Annotated in this window: 18 protein-coding genes, 2 tRNA genes and 1 other RNA gene; 15 read left to right on the top strand and 6 right to left on the bottom strand. The window is 59.5% G+C overall.

Annotation, left to right across the window (positions count from 1 at the left end; translation table 11 throughout):
• Positions 1–83: 83 nt before the first annotated feature.
• The 8 genes from N3C12_09640 to N3C12_09605 all read left to right on the top strand — a co-directional run bounded on the left by N3C12_09640 (position 84) and on the right by N3C12_09605 (position 6,792).
• Complete coding sequence (locus N3C12_09640; protein ID MCX8072698.1) at positions 84–506, top strand: DUF2203 domain-containing protein; 423 nt, start codon at positions 84–86, stop codon at positions 504–506.
• 18 nt (positions 507–524) lie between these two features.
• Positions 525–983, top strand: coding sequence for a DUF4149 domain-containing protein (locus tag N3C12_09635; protein ID MCX8072697.1), 459 nt, complete (start codon positions 525–527; stop codon positions 981–983).
• 9 nt (positions 984–992) lie between these two features.
• Positions 993–1,778 carry an HAD family hydrolase gene (locus tag N3C12_09630; protein ID MCX8072696.1) on the top strand — a complete coding sequence of 262 codons (786 nt, stop codon included), beginning with the start codon at positions 993–995 and terminating at the stop codon, positions 1,776–1,778.
• 8 nt (positions 1,779–1,786) lie between these two features.
• A tRNA-Ser gene (locus tag N3C12_09625) sits at positions 1,787–1,871 on the top strand.
• Between the two features lie 439 nt (positions 1,872–2,310).
• Positions 2,311–3,147, top strand: a complete 837-nt coding sequence (locus N3C12_09620; protein ID MCX8072695.1) for a glycerophosphodiester phosphodiesterase — start codon at positions 2,311–2,313, stop codon at positions 3,145–3,147.
• Positions 3,148–3,185: 38 nt separating this feature from the next.
• Positions 3,186–5,099: a 1,4-alpha-glucan branching protein GlgB gene (glgB, locus tag N3C12_09615; GenBank protein MCX8072694.1), complete on the top strand. Its 1,914-nt coding sequence runs from the start codon at positions 3,186–3,188 to the stop codon at positions 5,097–5,099.
• Positions 5,096–5,995: a hypothetical protein gene (locus tag N3C12_09610; protein ID MCX8072693.1), complete on the top strand. Its 900-nt coding sequence runs from the start codon at positions 5,096–5,098 to the stop codon at positions 5,993–5,995. The genes glgB and N3C12_09610 overlap by 4 nt, the downstream gene beginning before the upstream one ends.
• Positions 5,992–6,792 (top strand): AAC(3) family N-acetyltransferase, encoded by an 801-nt coding sequence (locus N3C12_09605; protein MCX8072692.1) that lies wholly within the window; start codon positions 5,992–5,994, stop codon positions 6,790–6,792. The genes N3C12_09610 and N3C12_09605 overlap by 4 nt, the downstream gene beginning before the upstream one ends.
• A 22-nt stretch (positions 6,793–6,814) precedes the next feature.
• On the opposite strand, the gene larA is transcribed toward N3C12_09605, so the two are convergent.
• From larA to N3C12_09575, 6 genes are all read right to left on the bottom strand, one after another.
• A complete protein-coding gene (gene larA / locus N3C12_09600; GenBank protein MCX8072691.1) occupies positions 6,815–8,125 on the bottom strand; it encodes a nickel-dependent lactate racemase in 1,311 nt (436 codons plus the stop codon).
• Between the two features lie 37 nt (positions 8,126–8,162).
• Positions 8,163–8,762: a recombination mediator RecR gene (gene recR / locus N3C12_09595; GenBank protein MCX8072690.1), complete on the bottom strand. Its 600-nt coding sequence runs from the start codon at positions 8,760–8,762 to the stop codon at positions 8,163–8,165.
• A gap of 37 nt (positions 8,763–8,799) precedes the next feature.
• Positions 8,800–9,126, bottom strand: coding sequence for a YbaB/EbfC family nucleoid-associated protein (locus N3C12_09590; GenBank protein ID MCX8072689.1), 327 nt, complete (start codon positions 9,124–9,126; stop codon positions 8,800–8,802).
• Entirely contained in the window at positions 9,126–10,862 is a 1,737-nt protein-coding gene (dnaX, locus tag N3C12_09585) for a DNA polymerase III subunit gamma/tau (GenBank protein ID MCX8072688.1), read from the bottom strand. The genes N3C12_09590 and dnaX overlap by 1 nt, the downstream gene beginning before the upstream one ends.
• Positions 10,863–10,948: 86 nt before the next feature.
• Positions 10,949–11,048: signal recognition particle sRNA small type (ffs, locus tag N3C12_09580), an RNA gene on the bottom strand.
• 132 nt (positions 11,049–11,180) lie between these two features.
• Positions 11,181–11,266, bottom strand: a tRNA-Ser gene (locus N3C12_09575).
• Positions 11,267–12,382: 1,116 nt separating this feature from the next.
• Here N3C12_09575 and N3C12_09570 point away from each other — a divergent pair.
• From N3C12_09570 to N3C12_09540, 7 genes are all read left to right on the top strand, one after another.
• Entirely contained in the window at positions 12,383–13,537 is a 1,155-nt protein-coding gene (locus N3C12_09570; protein MCX8072687.1) for a lysophospholipase, read from the top strand.
• Between the two features lie 141 nt (positions 13,538–13,678).
• Complete coding sequence (locus N3C12_09565) at positions 13,679–15,790, top strand: ATP-binding domain-containing protein (GenBank protein ID MCX8072686.1); 2,112 nt, start codon at positions 13,679–13,681, stop codon at positions 15,788–15,790.
• 112 nt (positions 15,791–15,902) lie between these two features.
• A complete protein-coding gene (locus tag N3C12_09560; protein ID MCX8072685.1) occupies positions 15,903–17,159 on the top strand; it encodes a glucose-1-phosphate adenylyltransferase in 1,257 nt (418 codons plus the stop codon).
• Between the two features lie 75 nt (positions 17,160–17,234).
• Positions 17,235–17,780, top strand: a complete 546-nt coding sequence (locus tag N3C12_09555; protein ID MCX8072684.1) for an NUDIX hydrolase — start codon at positions 17,235–17,237, stop codon at positions 17,778–17,780.
• Between the two features lie 33 nt (positions 17,781–17,813).
• Positions 17,814–19,337: a carboxypeptidase M32 gene (locus tag N3C12_09550; protein ID MCX8072683.1), complete on the top strand. Its 1,524-nt coding sequence runs from the start codon at positions 17,814–17,816 to the stop codon at positions 19,335–19,337.
• Positions 19,338–19,420: 83 nt separating this feature from the next.
• Entirely contained in the window at positions 19,421–20,800 is a 1,380-nt protein-coding gene (locus N3C12_09545; GenBank protein MCX8072682.1) for a sensor histidine kinase, read from the top strand.
• Positions 20,760–21,419, top strand: coding sequence for a response regulator transcription factor (locus N3C12_09540; GenBank protein ID MCX8072681.1), 660 nt, complete (start codon positions 20,760–20,762; stop codon positions 21,417–21,419). The genes N3C12_09545 and N3C12_09540 overlap by 41 nt, the downstream gene beginning before the upstream one ends.
• Positions 21,420–21,980 lie beyond the last annotated feature (561 nt).

Raw genomic sequence — 21,980 nt, 5'->3', positions numbered from 1 at the left:
GTTCCCAGAACTTGGAGCCACAGCGGACTGCTCCCTTGCGGCCCCTTGACGACACTTCGGGAGCGTGAAAACAGTGTGGGGACGTGACACCACGCCGCTTTACCGCAGCACAAGTAAACGAGCTCATTCCGACCCTCGAAGTCGTGATGCGGAAGTTGTTGCACCACGCGCACCTAGTCCACCGCGCGGCCATGGACATTGCCGGCCGACTCGGCCTAAACCCCCACGCGGTCGACGCTGCCTTGTTGCTTCGGGAAAAGCCGGAAGTCGGCGCCAGTTTACAAGCAATCGAAGAAGCCTTCCGGCAAGTGGCAAACTTAGGGGGAGAGGTCAAAGGGCTCGACCTCGGGCTCGTTGACTTTCCCGCTGAGTTGGACGGGCAAGAGGTTTTGCTCTGCTGGCAGTTCGGAGAGCGTGAGGTGGGGTACTACCACCTACCGGATGAGGGATTCGCCGGCCGCAAACCGCTTCCGGAAGCAGGCGCGGGGGTGCGCGTCCTTCACTAAGCGCTTCGGAAGTACCCTATGCTGAGAATCCTCTCCGGCCTTTACCTGCTCGCATTAGCCATTTGGGTGGGAACACTGATTTTCCACTCTTTCGTGGTCGCACCAGCGGTTTTTCGAACACTGCCACAGGCGACGGCCGGAGAGGTCGTGTCGCGCATTTTCCCCACGTATTATGCGATTGGCTACGTGTGCGGAGCTTTGACCTTCATACTCCCGTGGTTGGTCGGTGGTAAAGAAGCGGGGTGGCGATGGGCAAGTATGATCGCTGGAGGAATGCTTGCATGCACCTTGCTCGCCGGAACTGTGATTCACCCGCGGGCCTCAGCCCTGAGAGGCAAACTGATCTCGGCACCGGCCGAGTCTCCTGAGCGCGCCCAATTTCGCCAACTCCACCGCTCGGCAGTCATCCTGAACCTGTTGGTCTTGTCAGGCGGGCTGGTACTTGTGGGGATCGTGTCGCGTCAGCTCCGCTGGTAGCAAGGCGCAGTGACCCAGGCTGTCTTGTTCGATCTCTTCGGCACCCTCGTTCACTTCTCGGCTGAGGTGACTTCGCTGGAGGCCGGACAAGAACGGTGGCGAAGGGCCATGCGATGGCTTGCAGAAGCGGTGGCCGAGCAGTTGCCGGGTTGCCCCTTCGAGTCCTTCCTAGAAGCGCTGTCGGCCACGACTCGAGAAATTGTTGGTTCGCGGGCGCCGGACTACTGGGAAGTGCCCTCGGTGGAGCGCTTCCGAAGGGCACTTCGTCGGCTTGGTGTGGAGGGGCCTCGGCAACAAGTGATCGCACACGAACTTGCCGAGACTCACATGGCTCATCTGGTGAGCGGTACAGCGGTCGACCCCTGCGCGTCGGCTGTCCTCTCGGAGCTACGACGCCGAGGCTATCGGCTCGGTCTTGTTTCCAATTTCGATCATGCTCCGGCAGCGTACCGAACCCTAGAACGGCACGGCCTGCGGTCGGCGTTTGACGCCGTCGTGATTTCCGCGGCGTTCGGACGTCGGAAGCCGCACCCGTCTATCTTCCTCTCCGCTCTCCAAAGCCTCGGTGCGAAGGCCGAGGACTCGTGGTTTGTGGGCGATACCTACGAAGAGGATATCGTCGGAGCTCTCGCCGCTGGGATTCGCGCCCTCTGGTTACACCCGGAACCGGATCCATCGACGCGGGCGCGAGAAGGCAGCGACGCCTCATCTCCCACGGTGAGGACGGTGAGTGGGTTGCAGGCCGTGCCTGCGTGCATCGAGGCGGAGCAGACGCTAGCTACGACTCCACGTTGATCGTCGATGGAGGGGTGGGTGAGCGGTTGAAACCACCGGTCTTGAAAACCGGCAACCCGAAAGGGTTCGAGGGTTCGAATCCCTCCCCCTCCGCATTCACCTGACCAAACCGGCCACATGGAAATTGGAACCGCCGTTGCGGGCAAGGAAGACGGTTCCTCGCCCGCACGACTTCCCGCAGCTCCGTGAGCTAACGCTTATGGCGGCGCATGTGCTTTCCAGCGTGCTCCAAATGCTTTTTGCAGGCTTCCGACAACTCCGAGTCGTGGGACTTCAGGCACGCCCGGTAACGGCCCTTGCCCGGCTTCACATTTTGGCAAAACTTCTCGATGTCACTCGCGCAAGGGCCCTTCCCTACTGCCCACGCATGAGGCGCTACGACGAGCAGCCCCAGTCCCAATGCCGCACCTACCAGAAAACGGTTCACCATTGCTCCATCCTCCTTTTTGCTATCGTGTTCCGCTACCGCGCTCTCAAGCTTCGTGCCACACTGCCAACATCCCGTGGGATTCCACGCGCGCATACTGCCGACGTGCCGAACGCAACAAAATTCAGATACACACTGGATGGAGGTCCAAACACGCCAGCGGGCGACGGGGCCTCAAACCCTGGGGAGCTACCGAAAATCATTGGTCATCGCGGTTGTCGTGCTCCCGGAACGTTTGAAAACACGGCACGTGCCGTTTCCCGCGCACTTGCAGAAGGGGCCGACATCGTCGAGGTCGACGTCGTCAAGACCAAGGATGGACACTTCGTCGCCCTCCATTGGCCCGACATTCACTTCCTCGGCTTGCCCCCTTGGAAGTACCGGTTGCGCGAGCTGCCACGCGTAGACCCCATATCGGCAATTCTCGAGGCGGTCGGACGGCGAGCTGCATTGTATCTCGACGTCAAACAGCCGCTCGAACGAGGTGAGTTTCTCGAACTTGCTGAGTTAGTCGATCGTTTCCAACTCCCCGAAGTGATTGTCGGCTCCTTCCACCGCCGCGTGTTGGTCGCTTGCACGATCCATCGGCCCACTTGGATTGCAAACTACGACTGTTTGCCGTTCCACCGGGCGATCCAGGAGGCCAAGGATCTCGGTGCGCAATGGATCAATCCGATTGCGTTCGGAATCCGCAAATCGTTTGTGGATGAAGCGGTAGCCGCCGGGCTGAAATTCGTTCCGGCAGGAAACGAGGACGATAAGCGCCAGCTTCGCTACGCCAAGTGGGGAGCCTACGCTTTATCCACGTTCCGTCCCGCACGGCTCCGAGCACTTCTTAGGGGCTTGCTAGGCAGCGCTGCTGAGCACCCCGCGACGTGCCACAGATTCGGGCCCAGCGAAGCTACCAGGGAAGTCCCTTGCGGGGATGACCCGCCGGGCTAAACAGGCGCGCTCGTCCTCCGTGAAACTGGAGCAAGCTCATGGCGACTGCGGGGAGTCTCCTCACAGAATTCGATCTCCACTTGCTCGCCGAAGGTCGGCACGAGCGAAGCTGGGAAAAACTCGGAGCGCACATCACCGAGTTTGGTGGCCAACCTGGAGTGTACTTCGCGGTAGTGGCCCCAAATGCGCGGCGCGTTTCCGTGATCGGGGACTTCAATGCTTGGGACCCCAACGTTCATCCGATGCGATTCCGCCCGGAGGCCGGGATCTGGGAACTCTTCGTCCCCGGGGTACAACAAGGGGCCCTGTACAAGTACTGGGTTGAGGCCAAGGTAAACTCTTACAAGGCGGCCAAGGCCGACCCATACGCCTTTTACGCTGAGTTGCGTCCTGGAACAGCCTCGCGCGTATGGCATCTCGGCAACTACTCATGGGGCGATCAGGACTGGCTTGAGCGTCGGGCAAACACCGACTGGTTACGCTCCCCGGTGGCGATTTACGAAGTTCATTTAGGCTCGTGGAAACGAGTACCAGACGAGGGAAACCGTTGGCTCAGCTACCGGGAATTGGCGGAACAGCTCGTCGAGTACATTTTGGGAATGGGCTACACGCACGTAGAGTTCCTCCCGGTGACCGAGCATCCGCTCGATGCCTCCTGGGGATACCAAACCACTGGCTATTTTGCTCCGACGAGCCGCTACGGTACACCGCAAGACTTCATGTACCTGGTGGACGCTCTCCACCAAAACGGTATTGGAGTCATCGTAGACTGGGTACCCGGGCACTTCCCCCGCGACGAACACGGTCTTGCCTACTTCGACGGGACACACCTTTACGAACACGCCGACCCCAGACTCGGAGCCCACCCAGACTGGGGCACATTGATTTTTAACTACGGGCGTTGGGAGGTGCGGAACTTCCTCCTAAGCAGCGCCTTGTTTTGGTTCGAGGTGTATCACTTGGATGGACTGCGGTTCGACGCCGTCGCCAGCATGTTGTATCTCGACTACTCGCGGCGTCACGGTGAGTGGATCCCCAACCGATATGGTGGCCGCGAGAATCTCGAAGCAGTTGAGTTTTTGCGTCACTGCAATGAGCGGATCTACGCGCTGAACCCCGGAGCGACAACCATCGCGGAGGAATCGACATCGTGGCCGATGGTGTCACGCCCGACGTATCTCGGCGGCCTGGGCTTCGGGTTCAAGTGGGATCTCGGCTGGATGAACGACACGTTGCGCTACATTGCCAGAGACCCGATTTACCGCAAGTATCATCACAGCGACCTCACGTTCCGGATGTTGTACGCGTTCACGGAAAACTTCGTCTTGCCCCTGTCACACGACGAAGTCGTGCATGGCAAGGGATCGGTGCTCGGCCGAATGCCTGGAGATGAATGGCAGAAGTTCGCCAACTTGCGGCTCTTATTGACTTACCAATACACGCAGCCAGGAAAGAAGCTGCTTTTCATGGGAACCGACATTGGCCAATGGCGGGAGTGGGATTACGCGGGCAGCGTCGATTGGCACCTACTGCGCTACGATTTCCACCGAGGGGTGCAGCGCCTAGTACGGGACCTCAATCGCCTCTACCGCCAGCTCCCCGCGTTGTATGAGCTGGATTGTGCGCCGGAGGGCTTCCGTTGGGTAGATTGCCAAGACAGTGAACAGAGTACCCTGAGCTACCTGCGGCGCAGCAACCAAGACGAGTGGGCGCTTGTCGTTTGCAATTTCACGCCTGTTCCCCGCAACGAATTCCGCATCGGCGTGCCTTGCGGTGGCTTCTGGCGGGAGCTGTTGAACAGCGACTCGACCTACTACGGAGGAAGCAACGTCGGCAACAATGGAGGCGTGATTGCCCGCGCTGAACCTTCGCACGGGCTGCCGTATTCCGTCTGCTTGACTTTGCCCCCGCTTGCGGCGGTGATACTGGTGCCGGAAGGACAGCAGCGATGATCTTCATACACAACCACAGCACGTTGCCGCCGGAAACGGCTTCCTCGCTTGCCGATGTCATCCGCGCTCAAGAGGAAGCTGGCTGTACGATCGTGACCGATGGCTTTTACTCTGCGCGGGACCCGGTGTGGCTGGCCATTGAGTGTGTGGGTGGCGTCGAGCCCGGCACACCTGCGGACTACTTTGGCGCCAGTTTCAGCGTTCCAACGCCGGTGGTCCGAGACCATCTCCATTACCAAGCCGCTGCGGCCGTGGAACGGTGGCGTGCCGCGCAGTCGGAAACCGAACGCCCGGTGAAAGCAGTTCTGCCCGGCCCCCTCACGCTTGCACTTCTCAGCGATTATGCCCGAAGCCCCTACCACGACCGAGAATCGCTCGCAGAGGCCTGGGCAACTGCTCTTCTACCCGAGTTCACCGCGCTCGTCGCTGCGGGGGCGAAGTGGATTCAACTCGACGAGCCGGCCATCTTGCGGATGCCTGACGCGGTCCGCTTGTTGCGAGACTTACTGCAACCATTTTGGGACAGCCGGGAACACGCAACCCTGCTCGTCTCCACCTGGGGCGCCGAGACGGAGGAAATGTATGCCCAACTCCACTCCCTACCGACCGACATTATCGGTGTCGACGTTGTCATGAGCCCAAACCTCTTGGATCTAATTCCTGAAGTTGGTGCCAGCCAACAATTATACTTGGGCGTGATTAGCCCGGTAGCCAAAAACCGGTGCGACGACCTCAGCGTGAAGATTGAGCGAATCCTACACAATTACGAATTCCCTGATCTTCACCTCGGGCCCGCAGCGGGGCTGCAATCCCTCGAACCCCGAGCGGCAATTGATGCTCTGCGCGAGATTTACGCCCTCGGACGTCGCCTGTCGCCACCTCACCCAACTCCATGACTCGCGAGGAACTGCGCCGTTATCTCCATATGCTCAACCTGGCGGGGGAGAACGTCATTGTTCACGCCCGGCTGGACAAACTCGGTTTTCAAGAAGCGAACGCTGGAGCCCTCGTCGGTGAGCTGATCATCGAAGCCGTCGGCACAGGCACCGTCCTGATACCGGCGTTTACTCCGCACACGATCGTGCCTCCGATTCATTACGACCGCCGTGAGGACAGCCTTCCCCCGGTGCCGTTCTCACTCGACCTGCCAGTCGACGAGCCGGTGGCCGAGGCGCTGCGGCACTTCTCCGGTGTGCTGCGCAGCCCACATCCTACACACTCGTTTCTCGCTGTCGGTCCACTTTCGCGCGAACTTCTTTCCACCCATCGCGACAACAACCCCTTGGGTCCGATCAAAAAGCTGAATTTGTATCGCGGATCGGTGGTCCTCCTCGGCTCGAACCTCACGGACGTGGTCGCCCTTCAACTGGCTTTAGAGCCGAGGATCTCTCCCTCGGTTCGGCGACGCACGGCCCTGCGAATTAACGCAGGAGCCCACGTCGAGCGGGTGGTGATCGACAACTTCCCAGGCTGCAGCCGCGGATTCGACAAGCTCGAGGCGCTGCTTAGCCTCGAGAAGATTCAGTGCGTTCCTTTGAGCCACGCTTCGTTGCGAAAGATCCCTCTACGCTACCTGCTACAACTCGCGCACTCGGTTCTAGAGCACGATCCATTCGCCCTTCTCTGCGACGATTCCTCGTGCACCGATTGTAGGTCGGCAAGGATCCATCTATCTCAAGCTTACCCCCACTAACCCGCCGAGGCGTCGCAACCCCTCACAGGTGCGCTTCAGCCCCAGCGCCGCTCAGCGCAAGTTTCCGGCCCCTTACAGTCGCCAGGGTGTACGGCCCATCGGGAATGACCAGCAGGTGCTTGCCACCTACGTGTCTCAAAGCTGCATCGATTGCGGCCTCAGGGGTCGGAGCCCATTGGACGGCAAAACCCTCCCGGAACTGCAACACTGGCTTTGGGGCCGCGATCCAGACCGACGCCTTTCGCAGCACCTGGCACAAATGTTGGACCATCCACTGATCGAAGGTGAAAAAGTCGGGCTGCCAAACCCGATGCATGAATTCGCCGGGCGACTGTACAGACTGGAGCAGACCAACAAACTCCTCGCTCCCGGCGCCTTCTGCCAGTTCGGCAACCAGCACGATCGCCCCACCTGGGCGCACGACGTTGAGCGCCGCCACTAGCCCTTTGATTGACTGGTACAAGGTTTGATCGAGTGGGTATCCGCCTGCGGACACCAGAACGACGTCCGCCGGTTCCGCCACCGCAACCAAGGTTTGCTCTTCCACCGCCCGCACGCCGCGAGCATGCGCAGCCACCACGTCACCAGCAAACACGCCAGTCACGCACCGGTTGCGGTCGATGGTGACGTCACAGAGGAAGTCCGCTCCCGTGAGCTTCACGACTTCCAACATTTCTTCGTGAAACGGGTTTCCCTCAATGATCCCTGGGCCCACCCACCCTTCGAGCATTTTCGGCCCGTGCACCGCCCGGATCGTGCGAACCCCGGCAATCCCAGGACACACCGCCTTTCGGCCCCCAGAGTAGCCTGCCATCAGGTGTGGTTCGATTAAGCCCGTCAAAATACGCAGGTCAGCGTTTAAATACCCGCGGTCGATCCAAATCTCTGTTCCACGTTTCGTCGACCCTACAAAGGCGTGCTCGTCTTGGTTCCGGGCGACGTGATTCCGCACCCGGTAGGAGCGCAGCACATCTTCGCCGAGCATTTCTACCAGTTCATCCGCCGTGTTCGGCCGGTGCAAACCAGTCGCCACGAGGATTTCCACTTCGCCTGGACCAAGACCCGCGCGATTCAACGTGTCCAGAATCGGCGGCAGCACCGTGCGGTAGGGTATTGGCCGAGTTTTATCAGAAATAACCACAACTGCTCGCTTCCGACCGTGGGCAAGCTGCGCTAACGGGGGTGTTCCGATCGGCTGCTCCAAGGCATGAAGCACCGCCCCCGTGGGGTCGGCCACCCGGGGGCGTCGTTGCCCTTGGGTAACTGTCACATCCAGCCCTACCGGCAATTCGACGTCGATTCCCCTGCGGCCAAAGTCAAGGCGAACGTTCATGGCTTAAACCGCCGAAGCAACCAGCCCGTTCCGTCGGTTAAAGCTCTCGCCGCCCCTCGATCGCCTTACTCAGGGTAACCCCGTCGGCGTATTCGACGTCTGCACCCATCGGCAGGCCGTGAGCAATTCGGCTCACGCGGACACCCAACGGCTTAATCAGCTTTGCCAGGTACAGTGCCGTTGCTTCACCTTCGGCGGTAGGGTTGCAGGCCAAAATCACTTCACGAACCACACCATGCTGCAGTCGCGCGATCAGCTCTCGCACCCGCAGTTGCTCCGGACCAATGCCGTCGAGAGGTGAGAGTGCGCCATGCAGCACATGGTATCTCCCCCTAAACCCGCCCGACCGTTCCACAGCAACGACATCTGCCGGACGCTCGACCACACAAAGGAGTGAGGTGTCGCGCCCCGGATCTCGACAAAGGTGGCAAGGATCCTCGCTGGTGAAGCCCAGGCACTGGGAACACAGTCGGGTTGATCGGCGCAGATCCAAGAGTGCGTACGCCAACCGCTCTACCTCGTCAGCTTCCACGCGTAACAGGTGGAACGTGAGCCGCATCGCCGTCTTCTCACCGACGCCCGGGAGTTTGGTCAGTGCTCGAATTGCTTCTTCCAAGGGTGGAGGTAGTGCTGCCATACTTGCGGGGAAACGTTTGAGCGACGCTGAATCGCTCTTAAAAAGAGAGACCCGGGATCTTCAATCCACCAGTAACCTTGCGCATCTCGTCGGCAACCGCCTGCTGTGCCTTACGAACTGCTTGATTCACGGCAGCTTTAACCAGATCTTCCAACATTTCGATGTCTCCAGAGCTGACCACCTGTGGATCGATCCGGACCTGCGTGACCTCCAATTTTCCGTTCATCTGCACCGTAAGCATGCCGCCACCGGCGGATGCCTCGACGACGAGATTCGCAACTTCTTCCTGTACCTTCGCCAGCCGCTGCTGCAGTTCCTGCGCTTGCGAAAACAAATCACCGATGCTGCCAATCCCCTTAACCATCACGACTGACCCTTCTCTTGTCCCGCTTTCCGTGGCCTGACTTCCCGCACTTCGGCACCTAGAATTTCCATGGTTCGGCGCACCGTCGGGTATTCGAGGACCTGGCGGCGCAAGTCAATGCGGGTATCCCCTGCATTCTTTTTGCCGTTCACCTCCGCGGACGACCTCGTTTCCACCTGCACCGTGAAGCGGCGGCCGAAGAACTCCGACGCCAATGCGTTGAGCTCCTCCTTACGGCTGCCATGGGTTAAGTATTGATGGTGGATTCCACCCGGCACGACAATGCGCACCGAATCAGACCCGAAGTCAACTTGGAGCGCCGACTCCAAGTGTGCCGCAATGAAGCGCTTCCGTTTCTCGACAAAACGGAGGAACGCTGCCCAACTCTCCTCGCCATTCGCTGCTGCTGGCGAATCTTCGCTCCCAGCACGAGCGGACGTGGGAGGCTCAGGCCGCACTCGATCCGCTTGCCCCTGTGCCGCACCCTTCGGCGGTACAGCAACATTTTCGGATGCAACAGCAATGGGTGCCGACGAGCGAGAGGAACGCGCCGCGGTGGGCTCCAACTGGCCCTGATACGTTCCACTGCTCGCCGGACCTTGACTAAGCCGGAGCAATTGCTCGCTCAGGCTCGCTAAAGTCGTGAGCGGCTCGGTCATAGCGAGGCGTAATAGGTAAACCTCCAGGCAAAGCTTCGGCACCGGGTTCCGACCAAGTTCCCCTTCAGCATGTAGAAGCGTCCGGAAAATTCTCTCCACGTCCAGAAACGACGCCGTTTGCGCTTGGGTGCGCACATGATCCAGCTCCTCCGCTGGCATTTCTTCCTGCAACAGGTCCGCAGCACCGGCCTGCACGACGGCGACGTTCCGAAAGTGTTCTACACAGTCCCGCACGAAGCGGCGGAGGTCGTACCCCCGGGTGTGCACCTGCTCCACCACTTCGAGCACCTTGCGTGCGTCCCTCTCCAGGAGCGCTGCGGCAAGCTCCACGACAAACGAACGGTCAGCCAAGCCGAGAACGTCGAGAATTTCTTCATCCGCAATGATGGAGCCACCGAATGCAATCACTTGGTCCAGGAGGGACTGTGCATCTCGCATGCTGCCTTCGCTTTCACGCGCGAGCAGGAACAGGGCCTTCTCCGAAAGCTGCAGACCTTCGCGTGCCGCGATTTCAGCCAAGTGCCGAACCACGAGCCGCAACGGCAGCCGCTTGAAGTCGTATCGCTGGCAGCGAGACTGAATTGTGGCCGGAACCTTGTGGGGATCCGTCGTGGCAAAAATAAACTTTACGTGCGCCGGCGGCTCTTCGAGTGTCTTCAACAGGGCGTTGAAGGCACTGGTGGACAGCATATGCACCTCGTCGACGATGTAAATCTTAAAGCGGCACTTCGCTGGGTGATAGCGAACGTTTTCAATGATTGCGCGAACGTCGTCGACTCCGGTGTTAGAGGCACCGTCCACCTCCACGACATCAAGGGAGCTGCCATTTGCAATTTCCTGGCAGTGCACACAGGCGTTACACGGCTCGGGGGCTGGGCCATGCTCACAGTTGAGAGCCTTCGCCAACACCCGTGCTGCTGTGGTTTTGCCCACACCGCGCACGCCGGTAAACAAGAACGCGTGCGCGACGCGACCAGCACGAATCGCGTTCTGGAGCGTGCGGGTCACGTGTTCTTGCCCAACGATTTCTGCAAACGTTTGCGGGCGCCAACGCCGCGCCAGGACAAGGTAACTCACGCGCAATACCTACGTGCTCGCTGACCAGAGAAGCCTGGCTCCACCGGCCTGTGCCTAGTGCTCAGGCCCACATGACGGGCAGGGATGATAGCTAGGTTTCCCCACGGCACAGAGACGAAACCGATACCGCTGCTTCCTTCCGGACCTGACGGGGTTCTCGATCCGCCTCTTGCGTGGGACCTAGCTATCACCTCTACCCATCTCCGCGAGTGGTGAGCCGCTGTATCGCACAAGCAGAAGCGTGAGGGAAGATGTCCCGAAAGCTCGCTGCCGTCGCGGATCTCCAGTTCGCAGGGCCGATTCCACCTCCCAAATAAGCGGAGAGGGTGGGATTCGAACCCACGGTACCTTTTGGGTACACACGCTCTCCAGGCGTGCCGTTTCGTCCACTCACGCACCTCTCCAAAGCTTCCCCGTGATTAATGGCTCCCCATCAGGGATGCAACCATCTCCGAATCTCGGCCGTGCACAAATCCGTGCCGAATCGCACAACATCGTCGAAGTTTTCACGCTGTAGGGCCCTCGAGCGGTCGCATTTTGCCGTCGTAATTCTTTCCCCGCGTGTTGGCGCGAGACTTGCGGTTTGTTCCACGCACTATGGACGACGGGCGAGCGGGACAGATCGTGTGGGATTTGGATCCAGGAAGCGGTTGGGCCCGCGGTGGGGCACCAATCCGCGTCCTCCGAAAGCGTCGGCGCGGACGTCCTCCCGGAATTTCCCCGGAGCGTCAGGAGGTCCTCGCCCAACTCGTGCGAGAGGGGCTCTCCCTAGCACAAATCGCTGAACGACTCGGCGTTTCCCGGCAGTGCATTCATGTCCAGCTCCGTAAGTGCCCCGAACTCGAGGCCTTACGGCGTCGGATCCGAGCCATCGCGGCCAACCTTCGCGCTGCTCAGCGCCAAGAACGAGAAGGATGGTCAGCGCTGATCGCCCGACGACGGGGTGGCAAGAAAGTGGTCAAGTTTCTAGTCGAGGCGCGGAAGCGGGGTTGGGACGTGGTTGTTCGGCCTCGACGACGACCCCTGGTCAATGGTGTGCCTGTCGCTTTCCACCAACCGCTCCGGGCTCGCCCCGCAAGCAACGGCCCCGAATCGCACACCCGGTACTACCACGTGAGAATCACGCGTCTGGATTGGCTCCATGTTGTGTGCCTGCCAACAGGTGGGTACTTAGTTTTCCCTCCTGGCTCTTTCCGCAAACCGGGTTCTGTGTACATCCCGACGTCTCAGCTCACCTCTCACATTGTCTGGCCAGAGTGGCCGCAGCCAAACCTGCTAGGGCAAACGGCTGCCTGAAAGGCGTGCAGCGGACGGGCGACCGAGCCCTCGCTCACCACCCCCAGCGCCCGTCCACATGCCCGGCTCAGCCCAGCTCTGCCCACCTTAGCCAAACAGTAGATCCAGCTCTCGCGGATGGGCCGAGACTTTGTCTTCGATCGCCTCGGTAAGGCGGAGGCTTGCCATCGTCCGGATCACAAGGCCTGCTATCCTTCCAACCTGTCATACGGTAATGGGCCTCTATGCAGCGACTTATTGATGCCTGGTTTGCACGAGACCGTGAGGCGCAGCCTCGATTGTACTGGGCGCGCACTAAAGACGGCTGGAGATTGGCTCTGCACCGCTACGAACCAACGGGCAAAACGCACCGGACACCGGTTGTTCTCTGTCACGGAATGTCTTCCAACCGATGGGATATGGATGGTCCTGGGTCGCTGTCACTGGCTCGCTACTTACTGGGCAAGGGGTACGACGTCTGGGTTGTGGAGCTTCGTGGTGCCGGTCGTTCAATGAAGCCGAACTGGTGGAACGGCAAGCACTACCGTTGGTCGTTTGAGGACTACGTTTACCACGACGCTCCCGCTCTCCTCCGAGTGGTGCTCCGGGAAACTCGTGCTTCCCGCGTGCACTGGGTTGGACACTCGATGGGCGGCATGATTGCTTACGCACTGCTGATGACCCCGATGGCAGAGAAAATCGCGAGCGCGGTCACGCTCGGGTCACCAGCTATGAGCCAGGTCGGCCATCCGATCTTAGACGTCGGGCTGCCTTACCGAGGGTTGCTGCGCTATTTCCCAGACCGCGTGCCTATAGGAACTTTGGCGCGTGTCGCTGCGCCGCTCGCTCCAGTGTTAGCGCGGTTGCTCGCGCGTCAGATCCATGAGCTCGGCTGGCATGAAGGGAATGCGACCGTCTCGCTCTTTAGGAAGCTCATGCTTACCGCGGTCGACGATATTCCCGCATCGTTGCTGCGCGAGTTTGCTCGCTGGTACGAGTTGCGTGCCATGACCGACCGTTACGGGATGTTCGATTTCGCGGAGCACCTCGAGCGTATTACCACTCCAATCCTCATCATCGCGGGAAGCCGAGACGGTCTCACGCCGGTCGAAGACCTGCGCCTCGTCTACGAGCGCATCGCGTCGAAGGACAAAACCTTCTTGGTCATCGGCAAGAAAACCGGTGCGTCGAACGATTACGCACACGCCGATTTGATCCTCGGCCTTCACGCCCCCATCGACGTGTACCCGAAGATTTTCGACTGGCTCGAAAAGCACCGCCAGGCTCGCCGAGGGCATGGGCAGGTTCGCGAAGAAGCGAAGCCTAAAACAGTGGTGAAATCCTCGTTGTCCCGCAAAGTGGTCCCCCTAAAACCCCGGAGGGCGCGCCCACTCCGTTGAGCTCACGAACCTGCGCCGTGCGCCCGCATGAGCTGTGCGTCTGCCACAGTTCGAACCGGAAACCTCCTCTCCTCACCCCCAAGTAACACCGATGGCCGTCTTGTAGCGGTGGCAGCGGAACCGATAGGATAGCTAGTTACTGTGCCCGCAGCGATCGTTCAGGAAGAACTCGACATCTTGGAGCGAGTGAATCGGGTCCTCGCAGAACCGCAATCCGATGGCCCGTCGGAAGCGGCTTTGGTTGCCGAACTCGAGCGACTCCGTGAAATGTTGCAGGAGGGAGAAAAGGCAGAGGACCATGCTGCGCTCTTGCAGCAGTGGGATCGACAGAATGCGTTGCTCCAGCAAATTCGCGCGTCTCGCTCCGCACCCCAGATCGATCCCTCTTCTCCCTACTTCGGCCACATGCGGCTTCGCGAAAACGGCACGGAGCGGGACATCCTGCTGGGAAAGGCCACCAAGCTCCACAAGGATGTGCGTATTGTAGACTGGCGGCACGCTCCGATCTCGAAGATTTTCTACCGCTACCAACAGGGAGACGAGTACGAAGAGGAAATCGCCGGACGCAACGTCGTCGGCACAGTGGTCGTGCGGCGCACGGTGACCATCCGCGACCGCGCGCTCCAACGCGTCGAGGCTCCCGAGGGCATTTTCGTCCGGGAGAACCCTGGCAGCGACCGCTGGCGCAAGATTACGCGCTCGCGGCCGCGCCTTGCTGGTGGCCAGGTCTCGGCACTGCGCGCGTACGGGGCGGAGGAACAAACTTCACGCCGGCTCGGCACCGATTCTCGCGGGCTCGTGATGCGAGCCGACAAGCATTTGCCCGATATTGCCGGCCTCATCGATTCTAAACAGTTTGAGCTGATCACTCGGTCGTCCACCGGATTTCTCGTGATTCGGGGCACTGCGGGCTCAGGAAAAACCACCGTGGCTTTGCACCGCATCGCGTACTTGGCGTACGAGGATAAGACGATTGACTCGCCCAAAACCCTGGTCGTGGTCTTTTCCAAAGGATTGCGTGACTATGTGAGCCACGTTCTACCGGCCTTAGGGGTCCACCATGTGCAAGTGCACACGTTCGCAGACTGGGCCGCGGAACAGGTGCGACGCCTTTTCCCCAAGCTGCCGCGAAAAACACGTGAGCTCACTCCGGCAGTGGTCCAGCGCCTGAAACTACACCCAGCCCTGTTAGTCGCCGTAGAGCGTCACCTGGCACGCGAGCAGGCAAGCAACATCCCTGAGCAAGTGCTGGACGATTGGGCAAGTATCCTTAGCCACGGTCCGCTGTTGAAACAGGTGTTCGACGAATTCGCACCTCTCGCTTTCACCGAAGCCGAGCTTCAGGCAGCCGTGGATTGGTGCAGGGAACGGTGCCGCGAGGTGATCGCTTGGGCTGAACGTGAGTTCTCCTCCGACGCGGAACTGGATCCAGAAGACTACCCACTGCTTCTGTTCCTCTGGCAGAAGCGTCTAGGGCCGCTCCCCGGCCCAGGCGGGCATCCACTGCTTTATCGCCACCTTGTGATCGACGAGGTGCAGGACTTTGCGCCGCTGGAGGTTCGCGTTCTCCTTGCCTGCCTCGACGAGCACCAGAGTGTAACGCTCGCCGGCGACACGCAGCAACATATACTCCTCGAGGGCGGTTTTACCTCATGGGCTCAACTGTTTCGTGATCTGGGACTCGAGGGTGTGGAGGTGAACACTCTGGAGATCAGCTACCGCTGCTCACGAGAAATTGCGTTCTTTGCCAATGAAGTCCTAGGACCGGTGCGGGAGGAGATCTCTCCCCCGCAAACGACGCGAACAGGTCCACCGGTAGAATTCTTTCGGTTCACGGACCACGGCGCCTGCGTGAACTTTCTCGCTGAGGTACTTCGAGAGCTCGCCTACCGCGAGCCCCTTGCATCCGTGGCGCTGCTGACCCCAGACCCTCAAGTCAGCACTCTCTACTACGAGGGTCTTAAAACCTGTGAAGTGCCGCGGGTCCACCGTGTAGAACAAGAGAATTTCTCTTTCGCTCCCGGCGTCGAGGTCACGGAAGTGGACCAGGTAAAAGGACTCGAGTTCGATTACGTTATCTTGGTCGAAGTCAATTCCACCTTTTATCCCGACACGCCAGCTGCGCGTCGCCTCCTTCACGTAGGAGCCACAAGGGCAATCCATCAACTTTGGCTGACGAGCGTGGCCACTCCGAGCCCAATCCTGCGCCCATTGCTCGACCGCCAGGGTGCCCTGGCGGAGGCTTCGCGCTGAACCTCAAAGCCGGTCGCCTCCGGCTCAGCACGAACAGCACCGAAGGCGTACAAGCAAGGCCGGGAGGCGACCCGGTAGACGGGTTCGACGACTTGCGGTAGTCTCGCGCGACGTGAAGGAAGTGATCGCCGTCGTTCTCGGAGGTGGTCGCGGAACGCGACTCTATCCACTCACGCAATGGCGGAGTAAACCGGCTGTTCCTTTGGCGGGAAAGTATCGCCTCGTGGACGTTCCCATCAGCAACTGCATTAACTCGGGGCTCAGGCAGATCTTCGTGCTCTCCCAATTTCAGTCGGCATCGCTCAACCGCCACGTCTCGCGCACCTACCGGTTCGATCCTTTCACCGCCGGATTTGTTGAAATCCTTGCCGCGGAACAAACCGAACTCAGCATGGACTGGTACCAGGGTACGGCTGATGCCGTGCGCAAACAACTTCATCGCTTTTTACGGCATGGCGTCGAGCACATTCTCATTCTTTCCGGCGATCAACTCTATGTGATGGACTTTCAGTCGGTGCTGGAGCAGCATACGCGCACCGGTGCCGATATCACGATTGCAGCCACCCCCGTCACCGAACGAGACGCCACCGAATTCGGGATCCTGCAAGCCGACCGCACGGGCCGCATCGTGGACTTCGTCGAGAAGCCGCGCGATACGCACGTGTTGCAACGCTTGGCTGTGGCGGAAGAAGAGCTTCGCCAACGAGGGATGCCCACTGACCGCCGGTACTTAGCCTCCATGGGTATTTACCTGTTCAAGCCTCGCGTGTTGGTCGAGTGCCTCGAAGACCAACGACGGGTCGACTTCGGAAAGGAGGTCATCCCGTTTGCCATCCAAAATTACTTTGTGCGCGCGTTTTTCTTCCCTGGCTACTGGGAAGACATTGGGACGATCCGCACGTTTTACTCCGCCAATCTCGAGTTGGCATCGGAACATCCCCCCATCAACTTGTTTGACGAGGAACGCCCCATTTACACCCGCCCACGCTTTCTCCCGGGATCGAAGATCGAGGCATGCGAGTTACGCCAGAGTATTGTTTGCGAGGGCAGCCGCATCGACGCAGCCAAGCTTGACCAATGCGTCATCGGGATTCGAAGCATCATCCGCCGGGGAGCCGAGCTGCGCCGAGTTGTGATGATGGGTGCAGACTACTACGAAGATGGTCCCGTCGGTCAAGTTCCTCTCGGTGTCGGGGAACACTGTGTCATCGAAAACGCGATCATCGATAAAAATGCTCGGATCGGCGCTGGAACCCGGATCGTGAACGAGGCGCGACTCCAACATTTCGACGGTGCGAACTTCTTTATTCGGGACGGGATCGTGATTGTTCCGAAAAACGCCGTCGTACCCGCGGGCTCGGTTATTTGACGCTAGCGCCGGCGGGTTGCCCAGCAGGCTTGCATGCGTCTCGAGTGAGGCGCATAAGACGGTGTTTCACTAGCCATGAGCGATCCGAAGACATGCGTCTTTCGCGGCAAGGTCGTCCATCTCTTTCTCGAAGAGGCACATTTACCGAACGGCAACACGGTGACCTTAGAGGTGATCCATCACCCTGGAGCTGCCGCTGTCGTGCCGCTTCACCGAAACGGGGACGTTACTCTCATACGACAATACCGCCATGCTGCTGGTGGATTCATTTGGGAGGTCCCGGCAGGCAAGCTCGATGGTGAAGACCCGGCTGTCTGTGCACTAAGAGAACTAGAGGAAGAAGCCGGCCTGAGAGCAGCGAAGCTTACCCTCCTCGGCTGGATTTTCACAACTCCCGGGTTCACAGATGAGAAAATCTTTCTCTATCTGGCCGAAGACCTTGCGCCCGCCGAGCAGCGGTTAGAACACGACGAGGTCATCACCTGCACACGTGTCCCTTTGCGTGAGGCCGTCGCCATGATTGTGCGCGGAGAAATTGTTGACGCGAAATCAGCCGTTGCCCTGTTCCTTGCCGAGGAGCACCTAAGTCGACGCGCAGCATCGAACTCCACAGGCGCTTGAGTGTATTGACTGATTCCGTATCCGCAAATCCCGATGAAAAATGGCCTGCACCCGAAGGAAGCATATTCTCAGCTCGTGACCCTACTTCGCGAGCTCGCGCGGTTAGAGGAGAGCCTCAAACTGCTCGAATGGGATCAAGCCACCTACATGCCCTCGGGAGCCGAGGAGGAACGCGCGGAACAAATGGCCGCACTCGCCGAAATCATTCACGAGAAACGAACCGATCCCAGATTCTTAGAGCTCGTGGACGAACTCGCTACGAGGACCCATGACCTGGAACCAGGGGAATCGGTCGACGTGCGGGAAACCAAGTGGCGCTTGGACCGGCTCCGGAAAGTTCCCCGGGAACTGCAGGCTGCCCGGGCTAACGCACAAGCGCGCGCACGAGCAGCCTGGGGCAAAGCCAAAGAGCAGAGCCGCTTCGAGATCCTCGCGCCTCACCTCGCAGAGGTCCTCAAGCTCGAAAGAGAGTATGCCCAGGTTCTCTCTAACGAAGCTCCCTACCAAGCGTTGCTCGAGGAGTACGAACCCGGCGTATCCGAGCACCTTCTCCAACGACTGTTCGAGGAATTGCGGCAGCCGCTGCTGCGCCTGGCTGCAGCCCTCGCGGAACTGCAGAAGAGAAAGCGTCGACGTCCGTCGGTTCTCCGCGGCTCCTTCCCCATACCCGCGCAGCGAATGTTCAATCGCTTTATCGCGGAACAGTTGGGTTTCGATTTTCGCCGAGGGCGCATGGACGAATCGGCTCATCCGTTCTCCATTTCCATCGGACGGGATTACCGGATCACCACAAGGTACGACGAAGGTGACTTGCGGGTTGGGCTGTTTTCAACGCTTCACGAACTCGGTCACGCGCTGTACGAGCAAGGGCTCGACCCGCAAGCGCATGGGCTCCCGCGGGGTAGTGCGTGCTCCTTAGGCGTCCATGAATCGCAATCTCGCCTGTGGGAGAACTTTGTCGGTCGGTCCGAGGCCTTTTGGCGCTTTCTACTGCCCCACGGGTCGAGGCTCGTCCCAGGGCTCAAGGGGGCTACGCTGGATGCCGTCCTAGTGGATGTCAATGAAGCCGGGCCAACACCTGTGCGGACTGAGGCCGACGAGCTTACCTACAACCTTCACGTGCTCTTGCGCTGGGAATTGGAACGGGCGCTAATTGCCGGTGAGCTAGAGGTGAACGATCTCCCGGGAGCTTGGAATCAAGGGATGAAAAATCTTTTGGGAATTGTTCCGAGTTCTGATCGAGAGGGCGTGCTGCAGGACATCCATTGGCCAAGCGGGGCGTTCGGCTACTTCCCCACGTACACGCTGGGCAATATCTACGCCGCCCAAATTATGGAGGCTGCCGAAGAGCGGGTCGGGCCGCTATCCCCTCAAATTGAACGTGGTGTGTTTTCGGCACTTAAGGAGTGGCTGCAACACGAGATCTACTGTCGCGGGCAAGAATTCCACTCACCAGAACTCGTGGAGCAGGTCACGGGACAACCCCCAACAGTGCAACCCCTGCTGAAACACCTGCATCATCGATTTTCTTGGTGGTGTAGCCACGGTGTTTCTTAAATGACGGAAAGAAAAGGGCCAAATCGCTTTCTCTTCTGGCGCATTCAGAGTATCTTGGACCAGTAGCACAAGGGTCGTCACGGGTGAGGTCACGGGCCGTGGTTACATCGGCGGCAACGCCTGAAACGCGCAACGGAGCGTGGGTTCTGTGCACAGAGCGGGTGCACGACCGCGCCTACCATATGCTGGGCGCGCGCACCATCGAAGGTCTTATTGTTTTGGGCATCCTCGAGTTCTTCTATGCCGATGCCATCCAGCAGTTAGTTCTAAGTCGGTTTTTGTTCGCCGTATACTTCCTCGTGAACTTGATCCTGGTTATCCCCCAGCGAAAACGAGCCATGACGCCGGCGCTGGCTTGGCTGGATCTGATCGGAAACCTGGCCCCGATGGCAGCAGCCGCGCATTGGTCTGGGGGAATCTATAGCCCAATCCTCCCGGTCTTCGTGCTCAAGATCGGAAACTACGGCCTTATCTATAGCGTGCAGACCGGAAAGCGGGCCTTTTTCACCACCGTAGCCCTGCTGGCAGCATTTTCCGTCACGAGTTACGCCGGCCTCGGGCCAAGCTCCGCGATTCACTTAGTTCCGGAGAGAACGCGGCAACAACTTACCTTCTTCTTTGGCGTGTTCTTGTTCTTGATCGGATGCTACGGGGCACTCAGATTTTTCCGCGAGCTATCAGACCGTGAGCGCAGGCTGGCGGCTGCTTTGGAGGAACAACGCTCCCTGTATGGCCAACTCCTGAAAGACCGTGACCGGCTTCGCCAGTTGTCTCAACGCTTGGTCGAGATTAGCGAGGACACCATGCAGGCCGTCTCGCGCGAGTTGCATGACGACTTTGGGCAGGCGCTGACCGCTGCTCGATTGGACTTGGGGCGGATCGAGAGACAACTTCCCGCCGCTTCGGACCTCCGGCAGCAAGTTCGCGAAGTCCGGCAACAGCTAGCTGCAATGTTGGAGAACGTACGGAACCTTTCGCAAGTCCTTCGTCCCGCGGCGCTTGATGACCTCGGTCTGATGGCGGCGCTCGAGTCGTATGCCGAGCGTTTTGCGGAGCGCAGTGGAGTCCACATCGACTTGCATTTGCCCGCTCAAGAGCCGGCACTCGGGCGGGAAGCGGAGCTTACCCTGTATCGAACTTTGCAGGAGGCACTCACCAACGTCGCTCGCCATGCCCGGGCGACCCACGTTACGATTGCTCTCGATGAGGAGGAGGGCCGTGTCCGGCTACGCATCCGGGACAACGGTAAGGGATTCGTGACCGAAGGGGAGGACAGATCGAGGCCTGGCCTTGGTCTAGGGATTGCCGGCATGCGGGAACGAGCCGAACTTTATGGGGGTCGCTTACTGATAACGTCGCAGCCAGGACAAGGAACAGAAGTGTTGCTCGAACTGCCAATCGGCTCCAAGGGGGAGGGAATTCGTGGCAAAGGAGCCAAAACACATTACCGTGCTACTGGTTGAAGATCATACCGTCGTGCGGAAGGGGATCCGTCGCCTGCTGGAGGATGATCCGCGCGTACGGGTGGTAGGCGAGGCCAACAATGGCAGAGATGCCCTGACTTTAGCCCAGCGTATCAAACCGGATGTCGCAGTGGTCGACGTTGGGCTTCCTGGTCTCAATGGAATCGAGCTCACTCACCAGTTACGGAGTGCCTCGCCGGCCACAGCCGTGCTGATTTTGTCGATGTACGGGGACCCAGCCTACGTTCGCCGCGCTTTGCAAGCCGGGGCGAAGGCCTACCTACTCAAGGATGACGAAGACCAGGACCTCTTGAAAGCGGTGCTCGCTGTCTATGGTGGCGGTTCCTATTTTAGCCCGACGGTCTCCAAAGTCGTTTTAGACGGCTTTCTAGCCGCACCAGGGGACGAAATAGACGACGAGCTTTCGCTGCTGTCTGATCGAGAGCGAGAAGTCCTCCAACTCGTGGCCGAGGGAAAGAGCAGCAAGGAAATTGCGCAGCTCTTGCATCTAAGCGTCAGCACCGTCGAGAGCCACCGCAAGCACATCATGGAGAAGCTCGATTTGCACAACACGGCAGCGGTTGTTCGCTTTGCGATTCGCAAGGGGCTGGTTCAGTAATCGGTCTGGGTTGATTTACGGAGCTTCAGCGAGGCCGGAGCTGTACTCAGCGGAAAACCTCGCGCCTGTCGAGGAGAATCTGCCTCTTGCTTCGTGCCAATCGGTGAAAAACACTTTTGAGAGAAACAATGTCACGTCCGTCCCCACTCAGTCGACCGATTCGCGTCCTCCTCGCAGATGACCATCTCCTAATGCGTAAGCAGATCCGGCGGCTGCTGGAATCAGCGGCAACCTTCGAGGTGGTCGCTGAAGTGTCCGATGGGCCGACCGCGGTTGCGGAAGCAGAGCGCCTCTGCCCGGACGTTGTCATCTTGGATTCTGCCTTACCATGCCTCGGCGGGGTGCACGCGGCGAGGGCCATCCGAAGCACCTGTCCCAAGCCGGTTTTGATTATCCTGTCACTTTGCGACGATGCCGCGTATGCACAGCGCGCATTGCTATCCGGAGCGAATGTATTCCTCTCCAAAAATTCGATCGATGAGTCCCTCCTCCCGGCCATCTCTCATATGGTCCGAGAGTCACACAGTGTGGTCGCCTCTTGGGAACGCTCACGGTCGCACC

This window comes from Candidatus Binatia bacterium (assembly GCA_026415395.1).
Classification (GTDB): domain Bacteria; phylum Desulfobacterota; class Binatia; order HRBIN30; family HRBIN30; genus HRBIN30.
Note: the sequence above shows the minus strand (reverse complement) of the source record. Positions and strands in the feature narration are given on the sequence as shown.